5 protein-coding genes are annotated in these 5,022 nt (G+C 64.2%); 4 read left to right on the top strand and 1 reads right to left on the bottom strand.

Annotated features, from left to right (window positions below; all coding sequences use genetic code 11):
* The first annotated feature begins 630 nt into the window (after positions 1 to 630).
* The 3 genes from AC1DMG_RS19555 (at position 631) to AC1DMG_RS19545 (ending at position 3,728) form a co-directional block, all read left to right on the top strand.
* Positions 631 to 975: a hypothetical protein gene (locus tag AC1DMG_RS19555; protein WP_441604518.1), complete on the top strand. Its 345-nt coding sequence runs from the start codon at positions 631 to 633 to the stop codon at positions 973 to 975.
* 81 nt (positions 976 to 1,056) lie between these two features.
* Positions 1,057 to 2,784 (top strand): copper resistance system multicopper oxidase, encoded by a 1,728-nt coding sequence (locus tag AC1DMG_RS19550; RefSeq protein WP_441604519.1) that lies wholly within the window; start codon positions 1,057 to 1,059, stop codon positions 2,782 to 2,784.
* Positions 2,781 to 3,728, top strand: a complete 948-nt coding sequence (locus tag AC1DMG_RS19545) for a copper resistance protein B (protein ID WP_477180944.1) — start codon at positions 2,781 to 2,783, stop codon at positions 3,726 to 3,728. The genes AC1DMG_RS19550 and AC1DMG_RS19545 overlap by 4 nt, the downstream gene beginning before the upstream one ends.
* Positions 3,729 to 3,797: 69 nt before the next feature.
* On the opposite strand, the gene AC1DMG_RS19540 is transcribed toward AC1DMG_RS19545, so the two are convergent.
* Positions 3,798 to 4,439, bottom strand: coding sequence for an NAD(P)-dependent oxidoreductase (locus AC1DMG_RS19540; RefSeq protein WP_441604521.1), 642 nt, complete (start codon positions 4,437 to 4,439; stop codon positions 3,798 to 3,800).
* A 170-nt stretch (positions 4,440 to 4,609) separates the two neighbouring features.
* On the opposite strand from AC1DMG_RS19540, the gene AC1DMG_RS19535 reads away from it, so the two are divergent.
* A partial coding sequence (locus AC1DMG_RS19535) for a LysR family transcriptional regulator (RefSeq protein ID WP_477180943.1) occupies positions 4,610 to 5,022 on the top strand: 413 nt, incomplete at its 3' end.

Below are 5,022 nucleotides of genomic sequence, written 5' to 3'. Positions count from 1 at the left end.
GGTGTAGCCCGGATTTGCTCGTCATCCCRGCGYAGGCCGGGATCCAGAGCCTCGGTATTTRGTTGTCGCCTCTCCGCCAGCGTGCCGCCTACGCGGCGGGCGTTTCGATCGGCTGCCGCCGCTCGAGTCACTTTTCTTTTGCTGGCCCAAAAGAAAAGTAACCCAAAGAAAATGGCCTGATGACGCCCGCAGCATCGTGCTGGGATAAGCCCGAACGCTTGAGGTGCGTCGTTGTGGGACAACCTCCGAGGGTAGACAGGGGATACTTCAATGCGCTGCGCAACGCGCCCGAATCGCTGAGGACTTAAAGCGGGGCCTCGCTGCGCTTTGGCTTTATCCCATGCATGACGCACTCGTGCCGCGCCTGGCGCTTGCCTGTGGGAGCGCACCCTGTGCGCGACAGCCACGCTGGGGTGTACCGCTCCGTTGGTTTGTCGCGCACAGGGTGCGCTCCCACAGACAGGCGGGCGCGACAGGGAGCGGCGGCTAAAGTCGATGCGAGGCAGAAATCGGGAACCCGCTATTCGGTGCCATGGAGGACCCCAATCGCCCCCCAAACCCAACAAGACCCACCTCCAGAGTTGAGCCGCCACCCATCGCATCGCTATCCTCCACCCCATGCCTCGCCTTTTGCTCCGCCACCTCCGCCGCTGCCGCACCTTGCTGGTGCTGGTGATGTGCGCGTGGCTGGCGCTGTCCAGCGTGGCCTGGGCGATGCCGCGGCATGACGATTGCTGTCCGTCGACGGCGGCCATGGGCATGATGACCATGCAGCACGCGTCGCCGGATCACGCGCCGGCGCATCCCTCGAACGTGATGTCCGATAGCTGCTGCAGCCACGCTCCCGCGAGTGTGCCGCTGTCGATGGTGCCGCACGTACTGCATGTGCGGGCCGATGGTTCGCCGCGGCAGTCGCATCGCGAGGCTGCGCCGCAACCCGTCTACGAACCACCGCTGCGGCCACCGGTCGCCTGATTCTCCGTTGAAGGCAACGGGCCGGCACGCGTCGGCCGATTCGATGCGCCTGCATGCGGGCGCGCGGCACGGAGCAATGCAATGAACAAGCAGGAACCGCGCGGTTTTCAACTGCCGCGCCGGCGGTTTGTACAAGGTCTGGCGCTGGGCGGCGTCGCTGCCGGGCTGGGCCTTTGGCGCGGCAATGCGATGGCGCAGGTGGCAGCGCCGCGGGCGGAGTTGCGTGGCAACCATTTCGAACTGGATATCGATGAGCTGCCGGTGGACTTCACCGGCCGCAAGCGCATTGCCACGGTGGTGAACGGTCAGCTGCCGGCGCCACTGTTGCGCTGGCGGCAGGGCGAGACGGTGACGCTGCGCGTGCGCAATCGCCTGAAGGTCAGCAGTTCCATCCACTGGCATGGCATCGTGTTGCCGGCGGATATGGACGGCGTGCCGGGGCTGAGTTTCGACGGGATTCCCGCCGGGGGCGAGTACACCTATCGGTTCACGGTGAACCAGTCGGGTACGTACTGGTACCACAGCCATTCGCGCTTTCAGGAGCAGACGGGTCTGTACGGTCCGATCGTGGTCGAGCCACGCGAGGGCGAGCGCCATCGTGCAGACCGCGACTACGTGGTGATGCTCAACGACTGGACCGATCTCGATCCGGAAACGATTTACGCGAACCTCAAGAAGCAAAGCGACTACTACAACATCGGCAAGCGCACTCTGGGCGACTTCATCCACGACGCCAATGGCGCAGGCATCGCCAAGGCCCTGGACGAACGCCGCATGTGGAACCAGATGAGGATGGATCCCAGCGATCTGGCTGACGTTTCTTCCGTCGCCTATACGTATCTGACGAACGGTTGCACGCCGGCAGGCAACTGGACCGGTCTGTTCGATGCAGGCGAGAAAGTGCGGTTGCGTTTCATCAACGGTTCGTCGATGACGTTTTTCGACGTGCGCATACCCGGCTTGAGCATGACCGTGGTCGCTGCGGACGGTCAGGCCATCGAGCCGGTGAGCGTGGACGAATTTCGCGTCGGCACTGCCGAGACCTATGACGTGATCGTGCAGCCGTCGGCCGATCGTGCGTGGACGATTTTTGCGCAGAGCATGGACCGTACCGGCTATGCACGCGCCACGCTGGCACCGCGTGCAGGGATGACGACTGAAGTGCCTTCGCTCGACGCCCGTCCCTTGCTCGCCATGGGCGACATGATGGGCACGATGGATCACGGCGCGATGGGACACGACATGCCCGGCATGGACATGGGCGGCATGCCGGGGATGGCGATGTCGCATGGTCACGAGGGAGCCGCGCCGTTGAAGACGGGACCCGAGGTGGATGCGCGCGTGACCACACCACGCAGCAATCTCGACGACCCGGGCGTGGGCCTGCGCGACAACGGGCGCCGAGTGCTCACGTACGCTGATCTGCACGCCGTCGATGCGCCCATTGCTCCGCGGGTCGATCGCGAGATGACGCTGCGTCTGACCGGCAATATGGAGCGTTACCTGTGGTCGTTCGACGGCAAGCGCTATTCCGGTGCCGAGCCGTTGCGGTTGCACTACGGCGAGCAGGTGCGCATCGTGCTGGTGAACGACACGATGATGACGCACCCCATCCACCTGCATGGCATGTGGAGCGAAATCGAATCGCCGGACGGCAATTTCCAGGTGCGCAAGCACACGGTGATGGTGCAGCCGGCGCAGCGCATCGCCTATCGCGTGAATGCGGATGCCCTGGGCCGCTGGGCCTATCACTGCCATCTGCTGTACCACATGGAAGCGGGCATGTTCCGCGAAGTGGTGGTGGCATGAGCCGCGCATCCAGGCGATGGATCATGGCGTGCCTTGGCGCACTGCCGATGAGCCTGCTGGCGCAGAGCATGGACATGCAGGACATGCCGGGCATGGCCATGCCGATGCCTCAAGGCGGCGCGGCGCCATCACACGCGAACCAGCAAACACCGTCGCAGCATGACGACAGGCAGCACGGCAGCCATGACATGGCGAATATGGATGAGGCCAAGGTGTTGCCGGCCAACGGCCACATGGCGCCGCCGCCACCGCAATACGTGCTGCATGACATGTCGCCCTCGCAGATGAACGCGATGATGCAGATGGACGACAACGAATCGATCGGCATGCTGCTGGTCGACCGGCTCGAGCGCAGTCGCAGCACCTCCGGTGACTACGCGACCAACTGGGAAGCCGAAGGCTGGTATGGCAACCCCATCAACCGCCTGTGGCTGAAGACCGAAGGCGAGCGTGGCAGCGACGGCACGCAGGATGCTCGCATCGAAGCGCTCTGGAGTCATGCTTGGACCAGCTTCTGGGACGGGCAGCTGGGCGTGCGCCAGGATTTCGGCCAGGGTCCGAATCGCACATGGCTGGCGATGGGCGTGGAAGGCCTGGCGCCGTATTGGTTCGAAACGCAGGCCACGTTCTACGTGGGCGAACAGGGGCGTACCGCGCTGCGCGTGGAGACCAGCTACGACCTGCGCTTCACGCAGAAGCTGATCCTGACGCCAAAGCTGGAGGTCAATCTCTACGGCAAGGACGATCCGCAGCGCGGCATCTCATCCGGCCTTTCCGAAGTCGAGGCGGGTCTGCGTCTGCGCTATGAAGTCAGTCGCAAGTTTGYGCCGTATATCGGCGTGGATTGGGCGCGACGGTTCGGCGATATTCAAAGCGAGCCCGGCTTGCCACCCGTGCAAGCGCGCGAGACAACGTGGGTGGCAGGTGTGCGCTTGTGGTTTTGAAGGTGAGCAGCGGGATGCCGGCATTCGTCGGCATCCCGCGCCTCCCGTAATGATCGCAGGCCCGCAGCTTCAGTAGCCCACCGTGATCCGCTGCCGGCGCGCATCGTTCTTCTCGACGCGGTCCAACAACGCCACCGCATAGTCCGGCACGCTGATATGGCTCTTGCCGTTGGCGTCCACCAGCAACTGGTCGCTGCCGACGCGATATTTGCCGGTGCGCGGGCCGTCTTCAAGCAGCGCAGAGGGACTGATATACGTCCATTCCACCGCATTCTTGTCGTGACGAAAGACTTCCAGCGCCTTGATCTGGCCTTGGGCTTCGTCCTTCCATGCCGCGGGAAAGTGCGGGTCATCGATCACGCGCACGCCAGGCGAGGTTTCCAGCGACGCAGCGCCGCCCACCCATACCAGGCGCTTCACGCCCGCCTTGGGCAGGTAGTCGAGCACTGTCGCGGCGATGGCAGGCACCGCGTCGTTGGAGCCATCGCGACGGGCCGAGATGCTCACGACGAGAACGTCGGAACCACGTACCGCGTCCAGCCAGCTTTCCGGATCGGCGATATCACCGGTGACGACGTCGACGCGGTCGTCCCTGGCAGTCAGGCGCGACGGATCACGCACGATGGCGGTGACATCGGCACCGCGTGCAAGCGCTTCGTCGAGGATGGCGTGGCCGACATGGCCGGTAGCGCCGAACAAGGCGATCTTCATGGGTAGTGCTCTCCAGCGGGGATAGGGGAGTGCGGGGGACGATGACGGGGCTGCCGTGAAAAAACTGCCAGCGCCACCAACAAGGCCCAGCATGCGCCCGCGACAGATCCAGATAAACGCATCAAAGGAGAATTCACTGTAAAGTTTAAGTTGACAGTACGGAGGATGGCATGGCCGAGGTCAATCTCAATCGCTTGTCCGTGTTCACCGCGCTGGTGCGCGCGGGCTCATTCACCGCGGCAGCCGACGTGCTCGGCATGACCAAGGCCATGGTGAGCCAGCACATTGCGCGTCTGGAGAGCGAGCTGGGCGTAACGCTGTTGTCGCGCAGCACGCGGCGCATGACCTTGACCGAGGCCGGCAGCACGTTTCACGCCGCCTGTTTGAGCATTCTTGCCGAGGCCCAGGCCGCGATCGCCCAGGTCGGGCGCAGTCAGGAGCAACCCAGCGGCACGCTGAGGCTCACTGCCACCGGCGATTACGGCACGGCCGTGGTCGCGCCGGCGCTGGCGCAATTCCTGCGCGAGCATCCGTCGTTGCAGGCGGATCTGGTGCTCAACGATCACATGAGCGACCTGATCGC

The organism is Dyella sp. 01N36, from assembly GCF_056399745.1.
This window is presented reverse-complemented; position numbering and strand designations above follow the sequence as displayed.

Bases quoted from the DNA above. Each gene is read 5' to 3' on its own strand.
- AC1DMG_RS19540 (WP_441604521.1), bottom strand. From the start codon at position 4,439: ATGAAGATCGCCTTGTTCGGCGCTACCGGCCATGTCGGCCACGCCATC.
- AC1DMG_RS19550 (WP_441604519.1), top strand. From the start codon at position 1,057: ATGAACAAGCAGGAACCGCGCGGTTTTCAACTGCCGCGCCGGCGGTTT.